The organism is Microbispora oryzae, assembly GCF_017896165.1.
Taxonomy (GTDB): domain Bacteria; phylum Actinomycetota; class Actinomycetes; order Streptosporangiales; family Streptosporangiaceae; genus Microbispora; species Microbispora oryzae.
Genome location: NZ_JAFCNB010000015.1, coordinates 63,264 through 84,730 on the forward strand (window position 1 = coordinate 63,264; position 21,467 = coordinate 84,730).

12 protein-coding genes are annotated in these 21,467 nt (G+C 74.2%); 1 reads left to right on the forward strand and 11 read right to left on the reverse strand.

What is annotated here, in order from left to right:
• Positions 1 to 30 precede the first annotated feature (30 nt).
• The gene (locus tag JOL79_RS24175; protein ID WP_210158191.1) at positions 31 to 2,463 is read right to left on the reverse strand and encodes a helix-turn-helix transcriptional regulator; all 2,433 of its coding nucleotides are present in this window, start codon (positions 2,461 to 2,463) and stop codon (positions 31 to 33) included.
• A 141-nt stretch (positions 2,464 to 2,604) separates the two neighbouring features.
• Positions 2,605 to 2,928, reverse strand: coding sequence for a hypothetical protein (locus JOL79_RS24180; protein ID WP_210158192.1), 324 nt, complete (start codon positions 2,926 to 2,928; stop codon positions 2,605 to 2,607).
• A gap of 160 nt (positions 2,929 to 3,088) precedes the next feature.
• Here JOL79_RS24180 and JOL79_RS35560 point away from each other — a divergent pair, with 160 nt between their 5' ends.
• A complete protein-coding gene (locus tag JOL79_RS35560) occupies positions 3,089 to 7,750 on the forward strand; it encodes an RICIN domain-containing protein (RefSeq protein ID WP_210158193.1) in 4,662 nt (1,553 codons plus the stop codon).
• Here JOL79_RS35560 and JOL79_RS24190 read toward each other — a convergent pair.
• The 9 genes from JOL79_RS24190 to JOL79_RS24230 all read right to left on the reverse strand — a co-directional run bounded on the left by JOL79_RS24190 (position 7,734) and on the right by JOL79_RS24230 (position 21,459).
• Entirely contained in the window at positions 7,734 to 8,678 is a 945-nt protein-coding gene (locus JOL79_RS24190) for a DNA-3-methyladenine glycosylase family protein (protein ID WP_210158194.1), read from the reverse strand. The genes JOL79_RS35560 and JOL79_RS24190 overlap by 17 nt on opposite strands.
• Positions 8,679 to 8,751: 73 nt before the next feature.
• Positions 8,752 to 9,660 carry a 3-hydroxybutyryl-CoA dehydrogenase gene (locus JOL79_RS24195; protein ID WP_210158195.1) on the reverse strand — a complete coding sequence of 303 codons (909 nt, stop codon included), beginning with the start codon at positions 9,658 to 9,660 and terminating at the stop codon, positions 8,752 to 8,754.
• Complete coding sequence (locus tag JOL79_RS24200; RefSeq protein WP_210158196.1) at positions 9,642 to 10,631, reverse strand: 3-oxoacyl-ACP synthase III family protein; 990 nt, start codon at positions 10,629 to 10,631, stop codon at positions 9,642 to 9,644. The genes JOL79_RS24195 and JOL79_RS24200 overlap by 19 nt, the downstream gene beginning before the upstream one ends.
• Before the next feature lie 2 nt (positions 10,632 to 10,633).
• A complete protein-coding gene (gene ccrA / locus JOL79_RS24205; RefSeq protein WP_210158197.1) occupies positions 10,634 to 11,980 on the reverse strand; it encodes a crotonyl-CoA carboxylase/reductase in 1,347 nt (448 codons plus the stop codon).
• 31 nt (positions 11,981 to 12,011) lie between these two features.
• Complete coding sequence (locus JOL79_RS24210; RefSeq protein WP_210158198.1) at positions 12,012 to 12,806, reverse strand: hypothetical protein; 795 nt, start codon at positions 12,804 to 12,806, stop codon at positions 12,012 to 12,014.
• Positions 12,807 to 12,891: 85 nt separating this feature from the next.
• Positions 12,892 to 13,605, reverse strand: a complete 714-nt coding sequence (locus tag JOL79_RS24215) for a 4'-phosphopantetheinyl transferase family protein (RefSeq protein ID WP_210158199.1) — start codon at positions 13,603 to 13,605, stop codon at positions 12,892 to 12,894.
• On the reverse strand, positions 13,605 to 14,663 hold the full coding sequence (locus JOL79_RS24220) for a sulfotransferase family protein (protein ID WP_210158200.1): 1,059 nt from the start codon (positions 14,661 to 14,663) through the stop codon (positions 13,605 to 13,607). The genes JOL79_RS24215 and JOL79_RS24220 overlap by 1 nt, the downstream gene beginning before the upstream one ends.
• Before the next feature lie 8 nt (positions 14,664 to 14,671).
• Positions 14,672 to 15,430 (reverse strand): thioesterase II family protein, encoded by a 759-nt coding sequence (locus JOL79_RS24225; RefSeq protein WP_210158201.1) that lies wholly within the window; start codon positions 15,428 to 15,430, stop codon positions 14,672 to 14,674.
• Complete coding sequence (locus JOL79_RS24230; RefSeq protein WP_210158202.1) at positions 15,427 to 21,459, reverse strand: type I polyketide synthase; 6,033 nt, start codon at positions 21,457 to 21,459, stop codon at positions 15,427 to 15,429. The genes JOL79_RS24225 and JOL79_RS24230 overlap by 4 nt, the downstream gene beginning before the upstream one ends.
• Between the last annotated feature and the right edge of the window lie 8 nt (positions 21,460 to 21,467).

Genomic DNA, 21,467 nt, shown 5'->3' on the forward strand with positions numbered 1-21,467 from the left:
TCAGGGCCCGTGCCGGCGAAGCCCCCCATCTCAGGGGCCCGGGTCCTCGGCCCCGAGGCTCCGCGCGACGGCGGCCGCCTGGATCCTGCTGCTCACACCCAGCTTGCGGAGGATGTTGGAGACGTGGACGCCCGCCGTCCCCGTGCTGATGTGCAACTCCAGCGCGATCTCCCGGTTCGTCATGCCCTGGCTCACCAGGCGGAGGACGGCGAGTTCCCGCGTGGTCAGACCGAGGTCATCGAACGGTCGCGGCGGAAGGTCGGCGCCGACCGGGAGGGTGGCCGCCGCGGCCAGCCCGTCGAGTGTCATGCGCCTCATCCGCTCTCCTCCTTCCCAGGCGACGGCGAACCCGCCCGGCCCCAGCTCCGTACGCAGCCTCTCGACGCACGCGTCGAGAGCGGGACGCTCGGCGGGCGGGACCGGGACGCCCAGCTCCCGGCGGAGCACGTCGGACGCCGCGAGCAGCGCGACGGCTCGCGCGGGGTCGGCGGGGGCGACGACGATCTCGGCGATCGACTCGACCACGCTGGCCACGCGCCAGCGGTCGCCCAGCGCCACATGGGTCATCAGGCTCTCGCGCAGCATCTCCGCCGCGGCCGCGCGGTCCTCACCCTCGACGGCCAGGGCCAGCTCGTGCAGCGCCCACGCCACACCCTCCCGGTAGCCGATCTTCCGGGAGATGTCGAGGCTTCGGCGCAGGATCGCGGCCGAGTGCCCGTCTTCACCGGTCAGCCGGACGGCGACGCCGAGGTTGACCAGGGCGGCGGCCGTCTCCTGCTGGCGGCCAAGCGCCCGGAAGACGGCGACGGCCCGGTCGCACAGGTCGAGGGCCCGTTCGGCGTCGCCTTCCAGCCACGCGGTGAAGCCCAGATAGTCGAGCGACGCCGCGACCCCGGCGTCGTCGCCGACCTCGGCCCAGATGCCCATGCTCTCCTCGTGCAGGCGCCGCGAGTCGTCGTACCGCCCCTCCTCACGCGCGATGGAGCCGAGCCGCTGCAGCGTGCCGGCCAGGCCGACGAGGTCTCCCACCTCCTCGTACAGGGCGCGGGCCTTGCTGAGGCGTTCGCCGGCCACGGGGTAGTCGCACTGAAGGAAGGCGAGGACACCCGCCCCGGTCAGGTTCTCGGCCCGAAGTTCACGGGCGCCGGACGCGTCGTCGGCCTCCGTCACCTGCTCAAGCCAGGCACGGGCCTCGTGGTAGTAGCCGCGCCGGTACCAGAAGGGCCACAGCAGGGCGGTCGTCCGGGCCCGCGCGTCCGGCCGGGCCGGCGGGTCGCGGCGCAGCACCGCGCGCACATTGTCGTGCTCCAGTTCCACGCGCTCCAGCCAGCGAGCCTGGCCGGGCCCTTCGAGGCCGGCCCGCGCCCGCTCGGCCAGCCCGACGTAGAAGTCGGCGTGCGCGCCGTGGACCTCGTCCTGTTCTCCGCTCTCCGCGAGCTTGCGCTCGCCGTACTGGCGGATCGTCTCCAGCATCCAGTACCGGTGCTCGGCGCCCTGACCGGCCGCCAGCACGAGCGACTTGTCCACCAGGCCGGCGACGAGGTCGACGACGAGCGCGCGATCCACCCCCCGGCCGGCCCCCACCACCTCGGCGGCGGCCAGCGAGAACGTGCCGCGGAAGGCCGCGAGCCGCCGGAAGACGATCTGCTCCGGACCCGTGAGAAGCCGATGGCTCCAGTCGAGCGTGGCCCGCAGTGTCTGGTGGCGGGCGGGTGCGGTCCTGCTCGGATGCCGCAGGATCGCGATGTCCTGGTCCAGCCGATCGGCGATGTCCGCCACGCCCAGGACGCCGACCCTGGCCGCGGCCAGCTCGATCGCCAGCGGAAGCCCGTCGAGCCGGCGGCAGAGCCGGACCACCGCGGCGGCGCGGGCGGGCGTCATCTGGAAGCCGGGATCCGCCTTGCCCGCCCGTTGAACGAACAGGTCGACGGACTCCGCTCCCCCGGCCTCGTCTCCCGGGTCGGGGAGCCGCAGCCCCCCGAGGCGGTAGACCGTCTCTCCGGGCACGCCGATGACCTCGCGGGAGGTGGCGGCCACCGTCAGCCCCGGGCAGGAGGTGAGCAGGCGCGTGATCAGGACCGCGCACGCGGTGACCACCTGCTCGCAGTTGTCGAGCACGACGAGGGCCGTGCGGGACCGCAGGTGCCGGGCGAGGGTCGCGTCCGCGTCCTCACCGGGAGATCGCGGCACGCCGAGGGCCGCGGCGACCGCCGTCGCCACCTGGTCGCATTCGGTGGTGCCGGCCAGATCGACCCACCAGGCGCCGTCGCCGAACTCCCGGCGGCAGGTCTCCGCCAGCGCGAGCGCGAGTCTCGTCTTGCCGGAACCGCCGGTCCCGGTCAACGTGATCAGACGGGTGGCGCGCAGCAGCGACGTCAGCAGCTCCAGCTCGCGCACCCGTCCCACCAGGCCGGTCAGCGCCGCGGGGAGGTTCCCCGCCTCCGGAGGGATGGAACCTTCCAACGCTCCTCCGATCCTCGCGCTCCGCGCCGGGCGGGCGAACGCCACCGGACGTCGAGCGGACGCGGATAAACACGTCTTTAGACCATGCCGCGGACCTCATAGACCGGACAAAAAAGATCTATAACTTGTGAGGCGCAAAGTCTAGACAGTCTCCAGATGCGCGACGGCGCCTAAAGAGCGGATCGTCGGCACCGGCAGCGAACGGGGATCTCCCAGGCGCTCGCGCCGGCCGTGCGGGGACGGCCGGGCGGCGGCGTCCTTCCTCGCTGCCCGGTCACCGAGGGGAACTTTCATGCCCGCACCCGCTCTCCCGTCCATGTCGTCGTCCGGCCCCGCGCCCGCACGCGGGCGTCCCGCGCGGGCGACCCTGACACGTTCCGCCGTCACTCTGATCGCCGCCCTGGCAATCGCGATCATCCAGATGGCGGTGCCGCTCAGCGCGGCGAACGCCCGCCCGCTGCCCACGGGCTCCGGCGGCCCGGCCCCGTCGATCCTGACTCCCTCGCCCGTGCCTCCGACTCACGTGCCTCCGACTCACGTGCCCGCGACTCACGTGCCCGCGACGCCGTCGGCCGTCCCGGCCACGCCGCCGTCACCCCCGGCCTCCCCTGCTCCTCCGTCTCCTGTGTCTCCGGAGACTTCCGGGCGCCCGGCACCGCACCCGACGGCCACGGCCGCGGATCCCAAGGCGCTGGTCGACGCCGTACGGCGCGACGCGGAGCGGCAGTCGCCGCCCCCGGCGAAGACCGGTAACCAGCCGATCTCGGCGGCCGTCGCCGGTTTCCTGGACCGCGGGCTCGGCCTGTCCACGGGAGGCTCCCGGCTGCTCACCGGCCTGCGGGACAGAGATCACCGGCTGACGGCGGCCGCGGACGCGCCGCGCCCCCGCCTGGACCTGCCCGCCGGGATCACGCCGCCGACGTTCGCCCCCGCGACCCTGGTCGCCGACACGGCGGCGGACTCGCTCACCGTGACCTCATCCGCGAAGGACGCCACCCTGTCGGTCACCATCGCGCGAGCCTCCACGACCGCGCTGGGCGCGGACGATCTGACGAGCCGGCTGGCGGTCACCGTCCCCGTGCTCGGCAGGCGGGTGCGCCTGACCGGGGAAATCGGTCCCGACGGCCAGGCGTCGCTGTCGGGACCGCTGCCCGCGGACGCGGCGCCGGCGGCGGGCACGGTGCTGGTGGCCAAGGGCGCCACCGTCACCCTGTCCACCGCGAAGGGGCTGCGCGTGTCGGGGCCCGCCCTCGTCGGTCCCACGGACCATCGGCTGCGGGTCGACGTGGACGGCGCGCTGAGCGCCTCCGGCGCCTGGACGCTCGACGTCCGGCGGGCCGCGGACGGCTCGCCGATCGTGCCCGGCCTGTCCCTCGCCCCGGCTGTCACCGGGACCATCACCGATGACGGCACCGGCGACGGCGTGCGCTTCGACCTCCACGCCCATACGGCCGGCGCCTGGAGCCCCATCGACGGCGTGTCCCTCACCGGAGGGACGGTCGAGTTCGCCAACACGCCGCCACAGGGTGACGACCTTACGGCTCCCGGCGTCGCGGGCGGGACGCCGTGGCTGTCCGTGACCGGCGACATCGCCCTGTCCGGCGGCGCGTCGGGCGGCACGTCCGGCGACCTCGCGGCGTACGGGACCGTGGCGGTCAACCTGGCCGACGGGGCCGCGATCCTCACCGGACGCCAGAAGGGGGATATCACCCTGACCACGGCTCCGAAGGGACTGTCGCTGGGCCAGACCGGGTTCTTCGGCAAGCTGAAGGTGGGACGCACCGGGATCACCGGCACGATCCGCGGCAGCGGGCTCGTCACCGCCGCCGGGACCGCCCGGCAGGCTCAGGGCACCGGGAGCAGCGGGGGTGGCGGGAGAACGCCCGTGGCCCGTGCGCGCGTCACCATGACCGGACGCGGCGGCCTGGTCGCCGCGCTCCCCGTTGCCTCTGCCGCTCCCGCCGCGGCTCGCGAGGCCGTGGACACAGGGACGAGCACAGGGGCGAGCGCGGAGTCACGCGCGGCGGTAAGCACCCAGCCGAGCACCACAGAGCCGAGCACCACAGAGCCGGGCACCGCAGAGCCGGGCACCGCAGAGCCGGGCACAGCGGACGCGAGCACCACGTACACGTTGTCCGAAGGCGTCCGCGGGTTCATCGCCGACAAGCTCGGGATCCCGATCGGCTCGTCGCCCACCGTCTCGGGAACGCTCTCCGGGCAACTGCTGACGATACAGCTCGGCCCGCCCGGACGGCTTCCCATCACGCTCCCCGCCGGGGTGACCGCGCCGGAGTTCGGCCCCACGACCCTCACCGTCGACGAGTCGACCGGGACGCTGTCGCTGAACGCCGCCGCCGTCTCCGGTGTGACGGCGACCCTCCAGGTGACCATCGCCCACGCGGACACCTCGGCGCTGACGGACGGCGCCGACCTGACCGCCACACTGGCGCTCGGCGACGTGCCGTTCGTGGCCGGGTCGAAGGTGGCGCTGAACGGCGCCCTCGCGTACACGGGCGGTGCCCTGAGCGCGTCGCTCACGGGCACGCTCACCTCCGCCCTCCCCGTGACCGGCGGTTTCGTGCTCCTGCCCGGCGCGACCCTGACCCTGGCGACCGGAAGCGGACTCACCCTGTCCGGCGGCGCCCAGGTCGGGACGGGCGGCGACACCTTCGTCGTGGACGTGGCAGGATCGTTCACCAACCTGAACAACTGGTCGCTGTCGGTGAGCGACGCCTCGGCGCCCGCCTGGCAGCCGCTGCCGTCCCTGACCGTGGTGCCCGCGTTCAGCGGCTCCGTGACGGCCACGGCCGGCGTCGTCGGCTTCGACCTCGTCACCTCCGGGGACGCTCCGATCACCTGGACCCCCGGCGAGGGCGCGACCCTGTCCGTGACCAGCCTGCACGTGTCCAACCAGGCTCCCCCGAAGGATCTCGCCTGCCCGTCGGGCATCGGCGAGGGCGACCTCTGGATCGACGCCCAGGGCTCGTTCTCCTACACCCCGGCGAGCCTGGATCTGCGGGCCGAGGGCTGCGTGAACCTGTCCGGGAAGAGCTTCACCATCGGCACCAAGGCGACCGGCGAACTGCTGCCGGGCGATCCCACGTTCGCGCTGACCGGTGCGGGGCTGTCGGCGACCGGCCGGGTCGTCGGCGGGGCGGTGTCCCTCACCGTCACCGGCCACGCCGACCTGCGGGTCACCGGCCCGACCGGCGGGGTGACGGGGATCTCCGCCGCGGTGGCGTTCGGCGGCGACGGCCTGATCGCGGCGGCCACGATCGGAGACCTGAGCGCTCTCGGCTCCGGCCTGTCCGGCACCGGGACCGTCTACGTCTCCAGCCGGGAGGTGGCCGCCTTCAAGCCGGCCGACCTCGGGCTGCCCGGGGCCGCGTTCCCGGCCACGATCCCGCTCGAACGCGGCGTCACCCTCTCCTACTCCGGCACGCTGCCGGGGAACGTCACCGACGCCTTCGGCACGATCGGCGTGCATGTGCCCACCACCACGGTGCTCGCGGTGGCGACGTTGTCCACGACCGGCATCTCCGCGCGGCTGGACCTCGGGTTCGGCGCGGGGAGCGGCGGTCTGCGGGTCTTCAGCGGCAACGGCACCGCGTTCTACCTGAACGACGTGACCGTCGGGTTCACGCTGGGCGCCAATGCGAGCGTGTCGCTCTCCGGGGCGGGCGACCTGCACCTGCCGCCGGTGGCGCCGGGCGGGCGGGAATCCGACGCCACCGTGGTCGTAACCGGGTCGCTCCAGCTCACCCCGCCCTCTCTGACCATTGGAATCCGGCTGTCGGACTGGCAGTCCGCGTTCGGAGTCGACGGCCTGTCGGTCGGGGGGCTGGGGGGCACCGTGGGCGTCTCCCCCGCGACGGTGACGGTGGGCTTCTCGGCCGACGACGTCGTCCTGCCCGCCTCGTGGGGAACCGCGATCGGGCTCGTCCCCGGAGCGCGGACCAGCCTCGACGTCAACCTGGACCTCGCCCGGCCCGTGATCGGCTTCTCGATCGAGGGCGCTCCGACCGGCGGGTCGCCCGGCCCGGCCCTGACCCCGCTGTCGGTGGGCTACGCCAACAAGATCGCCAACGGTACCCTCACCCAGAGAGAGCGAGACGTGATCAACTCTCTGGTGGTCGACCGGGCCTCGTTCTACCTCGCGCCCTTCGGGGGCGTCACCGCCGCCAACCAGACCGTCAAGCCCGGTCTCACGCTGGCGTTCGACGCCACGGTCGACCACGTTCCGGTGAAGGCCATGGGCGCGGTCGGCGTGACGCCGCCGTCTCTCGACGTCGACGTGTCGACGGGCGCCTACCCCATCGGCCCGGTCCGGATGAGCGACACGCACTTCTTCCTGTCCGCCGCGCCGACATCGCTGAAACTCGGCTTCAGGGGAGGCATCGCCTATGGGTCCTACTCCTACCAGGGCTCGGTGAACCTGGCGTTCGGCTCGACCGCGAACGGCGCCACCGTCAACCTGGTCCTGCTGGCCGGGCTCCCGTACTATCTGCGGGTCGACGGCTCCTTCATCGGCTCGGTCAGCGGCGACGGCGGCGACGCCCGGATCGCCGCGTACGGATACGGCTCGTTCGTCGCGGGCGGCGCCACCTACGGCACCGTCAGCTTCGGCCTGAACATTCCCGGCAGCCTGAGCTGGACCGAACTACTCGACCCGATCTCCGGGATCGCCGCGTTCCTCCTGAACCACGGAGTGCCGACCGAGCAGGTCCTGCAGATCATGAGATATCTGGGCTACGGCATCTACGACGTGCTCAACACCCTCGGCTCGATCGGCCACTACGGCTCCTGGCTGCTCGGTCAGATCGCGGCCTACCTGCCGTTCAACAACAACTACTACGACATCTGGACCTACACGTCGTCGGGCCAGTTCCTGGTGCTCGACGTCGCCGGCGGCTCCCAGTCGCCGAACGCCGATGTGATCACGTACACCTGGAACGGCGGCTACAACCAGGACTGGGCGTTCGTCGAGAGCCCGGGCTACCGGGGCTGGTACGAGATCGTGAACCGGAGCAGCGGTCAGTGCCTGAGCGTGTACAACAACGACGCCACGGCCGGTGAGAAGCTCGTCCAGTACCCGTGTTACGGCGGCTCCAACCAGCTCTGGTACATGGGCTCGGTGGCGCTGAACACGACGTACTACCCCTCCAGCCTGCGCAGCGGGCTGTACATGGACGTGAGCGGTGCCTACGCCTGGGCGGGCGGCGGCCTCGACCAGTGGTACTGGAACGGAGGGCGCAACCAGCAGTTCTGGCTCACGAACTCCGCGTGACCCCGGGACGGCCCGCCCGTGCCGCGCCGCGACGTGCCTCGCGCGTCACGGTGACGGCCGGGCGGGCGGTCCCGGCCCGGAACAGGAAGGATGCCCAGGAGCGGTACGGCCGCCACCGCTCCGCCAGTTCGCGGTACGCGACCGGCGGGGCGTCCTCCGGCAGGCCGTACGCCTCCCGCAGGATCGAGAACAGGCGCGGCTCGTCGCCGGGGAACGCGTCCGGCGCGCCCGCGCCGCGGATCAGGATCAGGCCCGCGGAGAACGGCCCGACGCCGGGCAGGGCGCGCAGCTGCGCCAGGGCCTCCTCCGGGGGCAGCGCGCGCAGGTGCTCGGCGGTGAGGACTCCGTCGAGCGCGGCCTCGGCCAGCCCGCGCAGCCACTCCTCCTTCTGCGCGGGCAGGCCGAGCCCACCGGCCTCCAGCAGCGTCACGGGAGGAGGGAAGGCCGGATGCTCCCGTCCGTCCAGGGTGACCATGGCGCCGTACCGCTCCGCGATGCGCTGCTTGACGCGGGCCGCGATGAGCATCGAGGAGCGCTGCACGATCACCGCCCAGCACGCCGCCTCCCACGGGGTCCAGAAGCACACCGGCCGCAGACCGGGGCTGCGCCGCTGGAGGTCGCCGAGCTCCGGGTCGGTCTCGCCGAGCTCGGCGAAGCCGGTGCCGTCCACGTCGAGGGAGAGGATCCGGGCCACCTCGGCCCGGATCCGCGGTCCGGCGGCCCGCGTCGTGGCGACCGACACCCCGCCCGGCGCGGCCGTCACGGTCACGCCGATCGGCAGCCAGTCGGACTCCGCGCAGTAGGCGAAGCGCAGCGCCCGCCCGTCGGAGGGCAGCCCGCTGGTGGCCGGCCAGTCCTCGACGAAGCGCAACGCGGCGCCGAAGTCGAACGGGCCCTCGGCGGTGAGCGTGAATCGGTGCGTGGTCATGCGCGTATGGTAGGAGCCCGCGCGCCCGGCCGGCCGATGGCCTCCGGGGCCGGTCAGCGGTCAGCGCCGGCGTCTATCCCGGGTAGTCGAAGAAGCCCGAGCCGGTCTTGCGGCCCAGGCGGCCCGCGGTGACCAGTTCCACCAGCAGCGCCGGCGGCGCGTACAACGGGTCGGCGAATTCCGCGTGCATCGCCTCGGCGACCGACGCGATGGTGTCCAGGCCGATCAGGTCGGCGAGTTCCAGCGGGCCGAGCGGGTGCGAACAGCCCAGCCGCATGCCGCGGTCGATGTCGGCGGGGGTGGCGTGGCCCGCCTCGGCCATCCGGACCGCCGCGAGCAGGAACGGGACGAGCAGGGCGTTGACCACGAAGCCACAGCGGTCGGCCGAGCGGATCACCTGCTTGCCGAGCACGTCCGCGGCGAAGGTCTCGGCCGCGGCCACGACGCTCTCCGCGGTGTGGCTCGCGGGCACCACCTCGACCAGCGGGAGCACCTGCGCCGGGTTGAAGAAGTGCATCCCCACCACGCGCTCGGGCCGCCCGGCGCACTCGGCCAGGGTGGCGATCCGCAGCGAGGAGGTGTTCGACGCCAGGACCGCGCCGGGGTCGGCGACCACGGCGTCGAGTGCGGTGAACACGTCCCGCTTGAGCTTCTCGTCCTCGGGAACCGACTCGATCACCAGCTGCCGGTCGGCGAGGTCCGGCAGCGCGTCGGTGAACGAGATCGCGGCGAGGGCCCGTTCGGCGGCTTCGGCGGTGAGCTTGCCTCGGGTCACGGCCTGGTCCAGCGACCGGGCGATCCGCCGGCGGCCGGTGTCGGCCGAGCCCGCCGAGGAGACGGCGACCCGGACGTCCAGGCCGGCCTTGGCGCAGAGCTCGGCGATGCCGGCGCCCATCGTGCCGCAGCCGACGACGCCGACCCGGGTGATGCCCGCGGCGCTCGCCGCCGTGGTCGCCGTAGTGGTCACCGCGCCGTCGTCCATCGCAGCAGGGCCGCGCCGAGCGACATGCCGCCGCCGAACGCGGTGATCAGCACCAGGTCGCCGTCGGCGAGGTGCCCGTTCCGGTGGGCGTCGTCGAGCGCGAGGGCGACAGAGGCGCTGCCGGTGTTGCCGTAGCGTTCCAGCGTCCGGTGGGTGTGCGCGTGGTCCAGGCCGGCCCGGGTCACCAGCTTGCTCAGCAGCACGCCGTTGGCCTGGTGCGGCACGACGTGGTCCACGTCGGCCAGCCGGTGACCGGTCCGCTCGACCAGTGTCCGGAGCGCGCCGGGCACGTGCTCCATGACGAAGTCGCGCACGCCCCGGCCGTCCATCCGGAAGAAGTGGCCTCCGTCGTCGACGGTCTCGTGGGTGGCCGGCATCCGGCTGCCGCCGGCCTCCACCCGGATCAGCCCGCGCGCGTCCCCGTGGCTGGCCAGCTCGACGTCGAGGAAGCCGCCCGACGGCACCGCGCCGACCAGCGCCGCGCCCGCGCCGTCGCCGAGCAGCACCACGGTCTTGCGGTCGGTGACGTCCAGGATGCGCGAGTACACGTCCGCGGCGATCACCAGCGCGTACGCGTCCGGCTGCTGGGCGACCAGCGCCCGGGCCAGCGCCAGGCCGTAGACGAAGCCGCTGCAGACGACGTTGATGTCGAAGCAGGCGGCGCCATGTGCGCCGATGGCGTCCTGCACCAGATAGGAGGTGGGCGGCTGGGGCGAGTCGGGCGTGGACGTGGAGACGATGAGGTAGCGCAGCGCCTCGGGCGGCAGCCCCGCCTGGTCGAGCGCCTGCTTCGCGGCCTCGGCCGCCAGGTCGGAGGTGGCCTGGTCGGGGGCGGCGTAGCGGCGGGTGACGATCTGCGTCTTCCGCTCGATCCACTCCGGCGTGACACCGGCCGGTCCGGCGACGTCCGCGCCGGTCACCACCTGCTTGGGAACGTAGGAACCGGTGGCCAGGATGCCGATCGCGCTCATCGTCACACCCGCGCCATCGTCGCGTACCGGCGCCAGGAGGTGAGCCGTTCGACGCCGATCCGTTCTCTCGCGTCCGGATCGGTCACCCCCAGCCCCTCGGCGGGGGCGAGACAGAGCACGCCGACCTTGCCGACGTGCCGGTTGGTCTGCACCAGCCGCAGCGCCTCGGCGGTCTCCGCCAGCGGGTAGACGTCGGTCAGGATCGGCACCAGCCCGCCCTGCCGGAACAGCCGGGCGGTGTCCCACTGCTCCTGGAGGTTGGCGATGTGGCTGCCGATCACGCGCTTGAGGTTCATCCACAGGTAGCGGTTGTCGTACTGGTGCTGGTAGCCGGTGCTCGACCCGCAGGTGACGACCACGCCGCCGCGCCGCACGACGTGCACCGACGTGCCGAACGTCGCCTGGCCGACGTAGTCGAAGGCCACCCGCGGGTCCTCACCGAGCTCGGCCCGGATCCTGCGGCCGAGCCGCTTGCCGTACTCGATCGCGTCCGCCGTGCCGTCGGAGTCGTCGCCCATGCCGATCTCACGGCGGTCGATGATCACATCGCAGCCCTGCTCACGGAGGATCTGCGCCTTCCGCTCGGAGCTGACCACGCCGACCGCGACACCGCCGCCGTTCTTGACCATCTGGACGGCGAACCCGCCCAGGCCGCCGGTCGCGCCCCAGACCAGCACCACGTCACCCTGTTTGATCTGCGCGCCGTTGTCGCTGACCAGCATCCGGTACGCGGTGCCGGCGCACAGCGTGATGGAGGCGGCCTCCTCCCAGGTCAGGTGCGCGGGTTTGGGCACCAGCTGGCTGGCCCGGACGACCGTGTAGTGGGCCAGGCCGCCGAAGTTGGTCTCGTACCCCCAGGCCCGTCCCTCCGGGCCCATCATGCCGTCGGCGTGCGCGCCCGGGTCCTGGTCGTCGACGTAGGCCGGGCTGACCATGACGTGGTCGCCGACGTTCCAGTGCCGCACGCCGTCCCCGACCCGGACCACCACGCCGGCGGCGTCGGAGCCGACGATCTGGTGGGGCAGGTCGTGGCGGGCCGCGTAGCCGCCCTGCCGGGCGAACCGGCGCAACGCCGTGAACGTCGAGATCGGCTCGAACATCGCCGACCACACCGTGTTGTAGTTGATCGAGCTGGCCATCACCGCGACGACCACCTCGTCCGGGGCGATCCGGGGCATCGGCACCGGGCCGACGTGCAGCGTCCGCCGGACGTCCCGGTCGGCCGTGCCGTCGAAGACTCCGGCGTCCGAGGCCCGCAGGTGGGCCGCGGCGAACGACTGCGGGAGCGGGAGCCGGCTGAGTTCCTCCGGCGCGGCGCCGGAGAGCACCGCTTCGGCCAAGGTGTCCATGAAATTCCTCGCGATCGCGATGGGTGTGCGGTCAGCCGATGACGTCGAACGCGCCGACGGCGAGCGCGACAGGGACCGGGGAGAGGAACGTGACGGCGGGGTCCTGCGGCCAGAAGACGCCGCTGTGCGGGAAGACCAGCAGCTCGCCGTCGTCGTCGACGGCGAGCAGGTCGGCCATGCCGTCGCCGCTGGCGTCGGCCGCGGCGACCACCACGGCGTCGTCGAAGTCGGCGCCCAGGTCATGCCAGATTCCGCCGCCCGGGGCGCCGCGGAACTCGAATGCGCCGACCCCGCCGTCGGGGCGGCGCACCAGCAGTTCCGGCCGGCCGGCGCCGGTGACGTCGCCCATGCCGAGCAGCACCGCGCCGGGGCCGATCGTGGTCAGCGGCTCTCCCCCATGGGGGACGGACGCGGGAGACAACCAGACCGTGCCATCGGGCGCGGCCCGCAGCACCTGGTCGGGGCGGCCCGCACCGGATCGCACCACGACGGCCTGGGTGGCCGGCGCCGCCGCCGGTGCCGCGGGCGGCAGGCCGGCCGCGGTGAACATGTCCGCCGGGGGCAGCACGACCTCGCGGCCGCCCGGCAGACCGCAGAGCAGCCCCAGCCCGCCGTCGCCCTGGAAGTCGCCCGCGGCCAGGACCGGGGACACGCCGGGGAGGAAGCCGACGCCGATCAGGGCCGGGACTCCGTAGCTGCCGGGGTCGATGACGCCGGGACGGTGGGGGTAGCCGAACAGCTCGCCGGTGGACCTGTCACGCACGTAGAGCGCGTCGCCGGCGCAGGGCCGCTGGGCGGACGTCGCCATCCCGGTACGCGTGTGCATCAAGCTCTCCAACCCGTTGCCGTGCAGGTCGTGCCCGTGCCGATCCTCGGTGCGGCCGGCGCGGATCCACACCCCTGCGTCACCCCTAGGGAGTGACGGCGATCGCGGTGATCACCAGACCGTCGCGCCGGATCCAGCGGCCGGCGAAGCCGGTCAGCGGGCCCGCGACGGTGCTCGGCGGCGGGACCAGCAGCGTGGCGGTGAACCCGCCGGCCGGGTCGAGCTCGATCCGGGCCTCGTGGAACTCCAGGAACCGGCGGGTGAGCGGGAACCACGCCTTGTAGACCGATTCCTTGGCGCTGAACAGCAGCCGGTCCCAGGGAACGCCGGGTGGCAGGAGGCGGAGGCCGGCCCGCTCCTCGGGCAGCGCGATCGCGTCCAGCACGCCGTCGGGCAGCGGCCCGGCCGGCTCGGCGTCGAGGCCGATCGCCCGGAGGTCGGCGGCGTGGGCGACCGCGCAGCCGCGGAAGCCGGCGCAGTGGGTCATGCTGCCCACGACGCCGTCCGGCCAGCCCGGGGCGCCGCGCTCCCCGGGCAGGATGGGCCCGGCGGCCACGCCGAGCCGTTCAAGCGCGGCGCGGGCGCAGTGCCGGACGGTGGTGAACTCACGGCGGCGTTTGTCGACCGCCCGCGCGATCACCGCCTCCTCTTCCGGGAACAACCGGACGCCGGGTGGGTCGGCGTAGGTCTCGGCGGTCGCGGCCACTTCCGGCAGGACCAGAGCGAGGAGCCCGGACGACAGCGGCCCGGACGACAGCGGCCCGGACGACGACCCGGGCGTCGGCAGCGGGCCGCTCATCACACGGCCGTGGTCGCGAGCGTGACACCGGCGGCGGCCGCGAGCGCCGCGTCGGCCGACGCGCCGGGCGCGCAGGAGCGGCGCAGCGCGTCCAGCAGCCGCGGGTTCAGCCGGGCGGAGGCCGCCCGCCGGCTGGGGTCGACCAGACCGCCGGCCTCGGCCAGCCACCCGGCGGGCGCGGGCACGCCGAGGAAGCCGGCCAGCCGGGTCAGCTCCGCCGGGGCGTCGGTGACCAGGCCCTCGTAGGACGTCATCATCCACGCGTCGGCGGGCAGCCGGAGCAGTTCGCCGGCGCCCTCGCAGGTCATCGACGACCACAGCGCGCCGAACGCGGTCACCGGGACGTCCCGCCGCATCACCTCGGGCAGCTCCCCCGGGGTCGCCAGCAGCCGGCCCAGCTCCGCGGGGAGCAGCCGGAACTGCTCGGCCCCCAGCTCCTCGGGGGAGGCGACCCCGGCGATCCGGGCGGCCTCCCGGCCCAGCAGCATCAGCCGGAACCCGGCGTGCCTGCTCATCGACAGCGCCGAGTCCGCGCCGTCGCGGGTGAGGTAGACGAACCGGGCCTCGGGGAACCGCTCCCGCAGCCCCGGCACCATGCCCAGCGACCCGCCCGACCGCTCCACCACCACCGGCCGGTCGAACCGCCCGGCCAGGTGGGCGAACAGCGCCCGGTAGTGGTCGGCGATCGGCCGGGCCGGCCAGCCGGGCACCTCCGCCGCCAGCTCGTCGTAGAGCGCGTCCGGGTCGTCGGTGAGCATGGGCAGCGTCATGTGGCAGATCGCCGGGACGCCCGTGGCGGGGTCGAACCGCCCGGCGCCGTACGGGTAGATCAGCTCGGAGACCGTGAGGCCCTCCGCGACCATGACGTCCACGGCCGGGTCGGGCTCGCTCAGCATCCGCCAGAACCGCTCGCCGTCCGGCGCGCCGTCGAGGTAGCCGCGGTTGCGGACGGTGCTGAACAGCTCGCTGAGGCTGAGCACCTCGGGGTGGAGCCGCAACATCCTGGAGACCAGCGTGGATCCGCACCGGCCGGTGCTGATCACGAACGTCGGAGCCATGACCGTCCTCAGAGCGTCAGGGAGAGAAGCTGGTCGCTGATCAGGTTGATCACCGCGCGCTGGTGGCGCGCGAGGTAGAAGTGGCCGCCCTCGAACGTGCGCATCTCGAAGCCGCCGGTGGTGTGGTCAGCCCAGGAGCCGGCCTCGTCGAGGGTCACCTTGGGGTCGCTCGTCCCGACCAGCGCGACGATCGGGCAGTCCAGGAGCGGGCCCGGCCGGTAGCGGTAGGTCTCGATCGCCGTGTAGTCGCTGCGGATCGCCGGGAGGATCATCCGCAGCAGTTCCAGGTCGCCGAGGATGCTGGAGTCGGTGCCGCTGAGGCTCTTCAGCTCGGCCACGACGCCGTCGTCGTCGCGCCGGTGCACGGTCTCGTCACGGTGCCGCGAGGGGGCGCGGCGGCCGGACGCGAACAACGTGACCGGGTCGGCGGCCAGCTCGCGCTTCATCCGTACGGCGACCTCGTAGGCCACGGTGGCGCCCATGCTGTGACCGAAGAAGGCCAGCGGCCGGTCCATCAGGGGGCGCAGCGCGGCGAACGACTCGTCGGCCAGCTCGTCGATCGTCGTCAGCGGCCGCTCGTGCCGCCGGTCCTGCCTGCCCGGGTACTGCAGCGCCACCACCTGGAGAGTGGACTGCATGGCGTCGGAGACCGGGTAGAAGAAGCTGGCCGAGCCGCCGGCGTGCGGGAAGCAGACCAGGGTGACCCGGCTGTTCGGCTCGTGGTGGAACCGGCGGATCCACAGGTTGTCGTCGGCGGGGTTGGTCATCGGTTCGTCGCTTTCGGTTCGGGGGAGACAACGGCGGGAGACTCGGGAGACCTGGACAGCCACTCGTCGACGATCCGCGCCGTGGTGGCGGCGTGCTCCTCCATCATGGAGAAGTGGGTGCCGGGCGCGTCAACGGCGGTGTGCGGCAGCGTCCACGACGAGCGCCAGTCGCCGTCGCGCGACCAGCCGAACATCGGCTCGGCGGCCCGGACGAGCAGCGTGGGAGCCTGGATCGGGGTCGGCTGCCAGCCGTGGAACAGCCGGACGTATCCGCCCATCGCGGTCAGCCGGGTGTCGTCCATCGGGACGTAGCCGTCCTCCCGCTCGATCATGCCGGCGCTGAGCACCGGCTGGATGCCGGCGAGCGCCTCGACGTCGTGGGAGTAGATGTCGATCAGCACCAGCGCGGCGACGGCGACGCCGGCCCGCTCCAGCTCGGCGGCGACCGCGTGCGCGAGCATGCCGCCGGAGGAGTGCCCGACCAGCGCGAACGGCGCCCCGCCGGTGTGCGCGAGGATCGACTCAGCCTGCGCGGCGACCACCGCCTCCACCGTGGCCGGCAGGGGCTCGTCGCGGCCGAACCCGGGCGCGGCGACCGCGGCGACGTCCCGCCGGCCGCGCAGCGCGCCCGCGAACCGGACGTACTGATGGGGACCGGAGATGGCCAGGATGGAGGGGAGGCAGACCAGGCCGGGCCCGTCCGCTCCGGCGGCCAGCCGTACGACCTCGACCGGCTTGGGCAGCTCGCGGCTGCTGCGGAAGGCCGGGCGGAACGCCGACGCGGCCACGAGGACGCCGAAGAACTCGCCGCTGCGCCCGCTCGCCGAGGCCTCCCGGAACATCGCGCCGAACGTGCCGGCGGTTTCGCGCCGCGCGGGCTGGCCGGTGGACGTGAACTGGTCGGTGAGGTGGGACACGAGGGCGTCGGGTGTGGGGTGATCGAACAGCAGTGTGGTCGGCAGCGGCAGCCCGGTGGCCGCGCTCAGCCTGTTGCGGAGCTCGACCGAGGTGAGCGAGTCGAAGCCGGCCTCCAGGAACGGCCGGTGCGGGTCGAGGGCGTCGGTCTCGGCGTGGCCGAGGACCACCGCGACCTGCCGGCCGAGCAGGTCGGTCAGCGCCGTCCGGCGCTCGTCGGCGGGCAACCCCGCCAGGCGTCGCTGGAAGGCGGCGAGCGCCTGCGGGTCGGGCGCGCCGCCACCGGGCCGGCCGGCCGGGACGAGCCCGCCGAGGACCGGCGGGAGCGATCCGGCGGCCCCGGCGGCGCGCAGCCCGGCCATGTCCAGGCCCACCGGCACGACGAGTGGCCGTCCGGTGCCGAGCGAGGTGGCCACCGCCGCGTCGAAGCACGCCAGGCCCTGCTCGTCGGTGAGAGGGACGATGCCGCCCTGGCGCAGCCGCCGGAGCTCGGCGTCGGTGAGCGTCCCGGCCATGCCCGCGTCCCACAGGCCCCACGCGAGCGAGGTCGCCGGGACGCCCCGGGAGCGGAGCTGCGCCGCGTACGCGTCGAGGAACGCGTTGGCCGCCGCGTAGTTGGCCTGACCGGGGTTTCCGAAGATCCCGGCCACCGAGGAGTAGAGGACGAACGCCCGCAGCGGCTTGTCTCTCGTCGCCTCCGCGAGGTTGCGGGCGGCGTCGACCTTGGCGCCGAAGACGGCGTCGAGCCGCTCGGGGGTCAGGTCGGTGAGCAGGCCGTCGTCGAGGACGCCGGCGGCGTGGATCACCGCGGTCACCGGCTCGTCGCGGAGAGCCGCGGCGACGGCGTCGGCGTCGGCCACGTCGCAGGCGACCAGCCGCACCGTGGCCGGGGCGAGCCCCCGCGCCAGCTCCTCGTCTCCGCCCGACCGCGACAGCAGCACCAGCCGCCGGACGCCGTGCGCCTCGACCAGGTGCCGGGCGAGCAGGCGGCCGAGCGTGCCGGTGGCACCGGTGATCACCACGGCCCCGTCCCCGAGCTCGACCGTCCCGGTGTCCTCCCCCAGCCGCGCCAGGCGCGGCACGCCGACCACTCCGTCGCGTACGAGCGCCTGTGGCAGCGGCAGCACCATGTCGTCGGGCGCGTCCAGCAGGTGGATGCGGCCGGGGTGCTCGGCCTGGGCCGACCTGGCCAGGCCCCACAGGGCCGCGCCGTCCGGGTCGGTGACCAGGGGGCCCACCGCGCCGAAGGTGCGGACGACCAGGCGGGAGCCGGCGAAGGCGGGGTCGGCCAGCCAGGTCCGCAGCAGGGTGAGCAGGGCGGCCGCGCGGTCGCGGGCGGAGCCGGGCGCGGCGGTGGCGGTGTCGACGGTGGTATCGGCAGTGGTGGCGGTTGCGGTGTGGGCGGCGGTGGCTGTGGCTGTGGCGTCCACGAGCACGACCCCGGCGGGGCCGGGCAGCGGGGCGCCGAGCCGAATCACCGCGTCGGGCGCCACTCCCACCTCCCGCGCGGCGTCCTGTGTGACCCACTCGACGCCGTAGAGCAGGCGGCCGGCCGGCGTCTCGCCCGGCGACCGGCCGGCCGCGACGGGTCGCAGCGTGAGCCGGTCGACCTGGGCGACGGGCAGGCCGGTGGGGTCGGCCAGCGTGATCCCGACCGTGTCGGCCCCGCTCCGGGCGGTCAGCCGCACCCGCAGCGCGGTGCCCGCAGGAGCGAACCGGTGCACCCCGGAGAACGCGAACGGCAGCCGCAGCCCCTCGCCCGGTTGCCCTCCGTTTGGCTGCGCTCCGCCTGACAGCAGCGCGGACGGGCCGATCGCGTGCAGGACGGCGTCGAACAGCGCCGGGTGCAGCCCGAAGCCGTCGGCCGGCGCGTCGGTGGAGACCTCGGCGAACACCTCCTGGCCGCGCCGCCACAGCCGCCGCAGGCCCTGGAACGACGGCCCGTAGGTCAGGCCGGCGTCGGCGAACGTCTCGTAGAGCCCGGCCAGCGGCAGCTCCTCCGCGCCGGGCGGAGGCCAGCTGACCAGGTCGGCGTCGACGCCGGCGGGTTCGCCGGCGGAGAGCACCCCGGTGGCGTGCAGGACCCAGGGCTCGTCGTCGCCGGCCCGCGAGTGGATGGTGATCGGACGCCGCCCGTCCGCCTCGGTCACGGTGAGCCGGACGGTGACCGGGCCGCGTTCGGGCAGCATGAGCGGCGCCTGCAGCAGCAGTTCGTCCAGCGTGGGCGCGCCGGCCCGCTCCCCCGCGGTCAGGGCCAGCTCGACGAGCGCGGTGCCCGGCACGATGGAACGGCCCCGAACGGTGTGCTCGGCCAGCCAGGGCTGGGTGGCCGCCGTGAGCGTCCCGGTGAGGACGAGCGTGGCGGTGTCCGGGATCTCGACGGCGGCGCCGGCCAGCGGGTGGCCGGTCGGGTCCAGGCCGAGGCCGTGCGGGTCGCCGGCGCCTCCCGGGCGTGGGCGGGGCCAGAGCCGCCGGTGGGTGAACGGGTACGCCGGCAGGTCCGCGTGGCCGGTCCCGCCGACGGCGGCCTGCCAGTCGACGTCGGCGCCGTCGGCGAACAGGGTGGCGATCGAGGTGAGCAGCGCCGGCGTCTCCGCACGCCCGCGTCGCAGCGCCGGCACGGCCAGCAGTCCGGCGTCGGCGTCCTGGACCAGCGCGGTGAGCACCGCGTCGGGGCCCGCCTCCAGGACCCGGGTGACGCCCTGCGCGGCGAGCGCCTGAACGGCGTCCGCGAACCGGACCGGCCGGCGGACCTGCTCGACCCAGTAGCCGGGGTCGGTCCACTCGCCCGGGGCGACCGGCGCCCCGGTCACGGTGGAGATCGCGGTCACCCTCGGCTCCGCGAACGTCAGTCCGGCGGCCACCTCGGCGAAGTCGCCCAGCATGGGCTCCATGAGCCGGGAGTGGAAGGCGTGGCTGGTGTGCAGGCGGCTGGTCTTCCAGCCGCGCTCGGCGGCGGCCACCGCGGCCTGCTCGACCGCGGCGTCCTGCCCGGACACGACGACCGCCCGCGGCCCGTTGACGGCCGCCACGTCGACGTCCGGGAACGCCGCCCGGACGTCGGCCTCGGCGGCGCGGACCGCGAGCATGCCGCCGCCGACCGGCAGCGCCTGCATGAGCCGGCCGCGTGCGGCCACCAGCGCCGCCGCGTCGGCCAGCGAGAGGACGCCGGCGGCGTGGGCGGCGCCGATCTCGCCGATGGAGTGCCCGGCGACCACGTCGGGCCGGACGCCCCACTCGGCCAGGAGGGCCAGCAGGGCCACCTCGACGGCGAAGATGGCGGGCTGCGCCGTTCCGGTCTGGTGGATGCGTTCCTCGTCGTCGATCAGGTCGAGCAGCGGCAGGCCGACGGCGGCGCACACCGCGTCGAACGCGGCGGCGTAGGCGGGGAACTCCGCGTACAGCTCGCGTCCCATGCCGAGCCGCTGGGCGCCCTGTCCGGTGAAGACGACGGCGAGGCGGCCGGGGCGGGCGGTGCCGCGCACGGTGCCGCCCCCGGCCAGCGCGGCCACCAGCTCGGACCGGTCGCGGCCGAGCGCCACGGCCCGGCGCGGCAGGCGGGCCCGGCCGGCGAGCGTACGGGCGACCTCGCTCAGCGGCACGTCCGGACGGGCGGCGAGATGCTCGGCGAGTCTCGCGGCCTGGGCGTCCAGCGCCGTGTCGTCGGCCGCCGCGAGCACCAGCGGGGTGATCGGCAGAGGCGGCGCCGGCTCCACCCGCGCCGTGGCGGGCGGCGCTTCGAGGATGACGTGGGCGTTGGTGCCGCTGATGCCGAACGACGACACCGCCGCCCGCCGCGCCCGATCCACCTGCGGCCAGTCGCGCGGCTCGGTCAGCAGCTCCACTGATCCCGCCGACCAGTCCACCTGCGAGGTCGGCGCGTCCACATGCAACGTCTTCGGCAGCGTGCCATGGTGCATCGCCTGCACCATCTTGATGACACCGGCCACACCCGCGGCCGCCTGCGAATGCCCCAGATTCGACTTGATCGAGCCCAGCAAGAGCGGTTCGCTCCGGCGCTGGCCGTAGGTGGCCAGCAGCGCCTGCGCCTCGATCGGATCGCCCAGCGCCGTGCCGGTGCCGTGCGCCTCCACCACGTCCACGTCCTGCGGCGACAACCCCGCGTTGGCCAACGCCGCCCGGATCACCCGCTGCTGCGACGGTCCGTTCGGCGCGGTCAGGCCGTTCGACGCGCCGTCCTGGTTCACCGCACTGCCCCGGACGACCGCGAGGACCCGGTGCCCCAGGCGTTCGGCGTCCGACAGCCGCTCCACCAGCAGCATGCCGACACCCTCACCCCACCCGGTGCCGTCGGCCCCCTCGGCGAACGACTTGCACCGCCCGTCAGGGGCCAGGCCCCGCTGCCGGGAGAAGCCGACGAACGTGCCCGGGGTGGCCATCACCGTCACGCCACCGGCCAGCGCCGCGTCACACTCCCCGTTCCGCAACGCCTGAACGGCGAGATGCAACGCGACCAGCGAGGACGAACACGCGGTGTCGACCGTGACCGCCGGACCCTCCAAACCGAACGTGTACGACACCCGGCCCGACGCGATGCTCCCACCGGTGCCCATGAAGCCTTCCGCGGCGTCCGCGGACTCGCTCACCACCAGCGCGTAGTCGTTGTACATGATGCCGACGAACACACCGGTCCGGGAGCCGCGCAGCCCCAGCGGGTCGACCCCGGCCCGTTCGAACGCCTCCCACGAGGTCTCCAGCAGCAGCCGGTGCTGCGGATCCATCGCCAGCGCCTCACGCGGCGAGATCCCGAACAGTCCCGGGTCGAAGTCGGCGGCGCCGGCCAGGAAGCCGCCGTCGCGCGAGTACGACGTGCCGGGATGATCGGGATCGGGATGGTAGAGGTTCTCCACGTCCCAGCCCCGGTCGTCCGGGAACGACCCGATCGCGTCCCGGCCGGCCGCCACCAGGTCCCAGAGGTCCTCCGGTGAGCCGATCCCACCGGGAAACCGGCACGCCATCCCGACGATCGCGATCGGCTCCGACGCGGCCCGCTCGACGTCACGCAACCGTTCCCGGGTGTCGTGAAGCTCGGCGGTGACCCGCTTGAGGAAGTAGCGCAGCCGATCCTCGGGGACCTGGCCTGGCTCGCTCATGTGCTGTC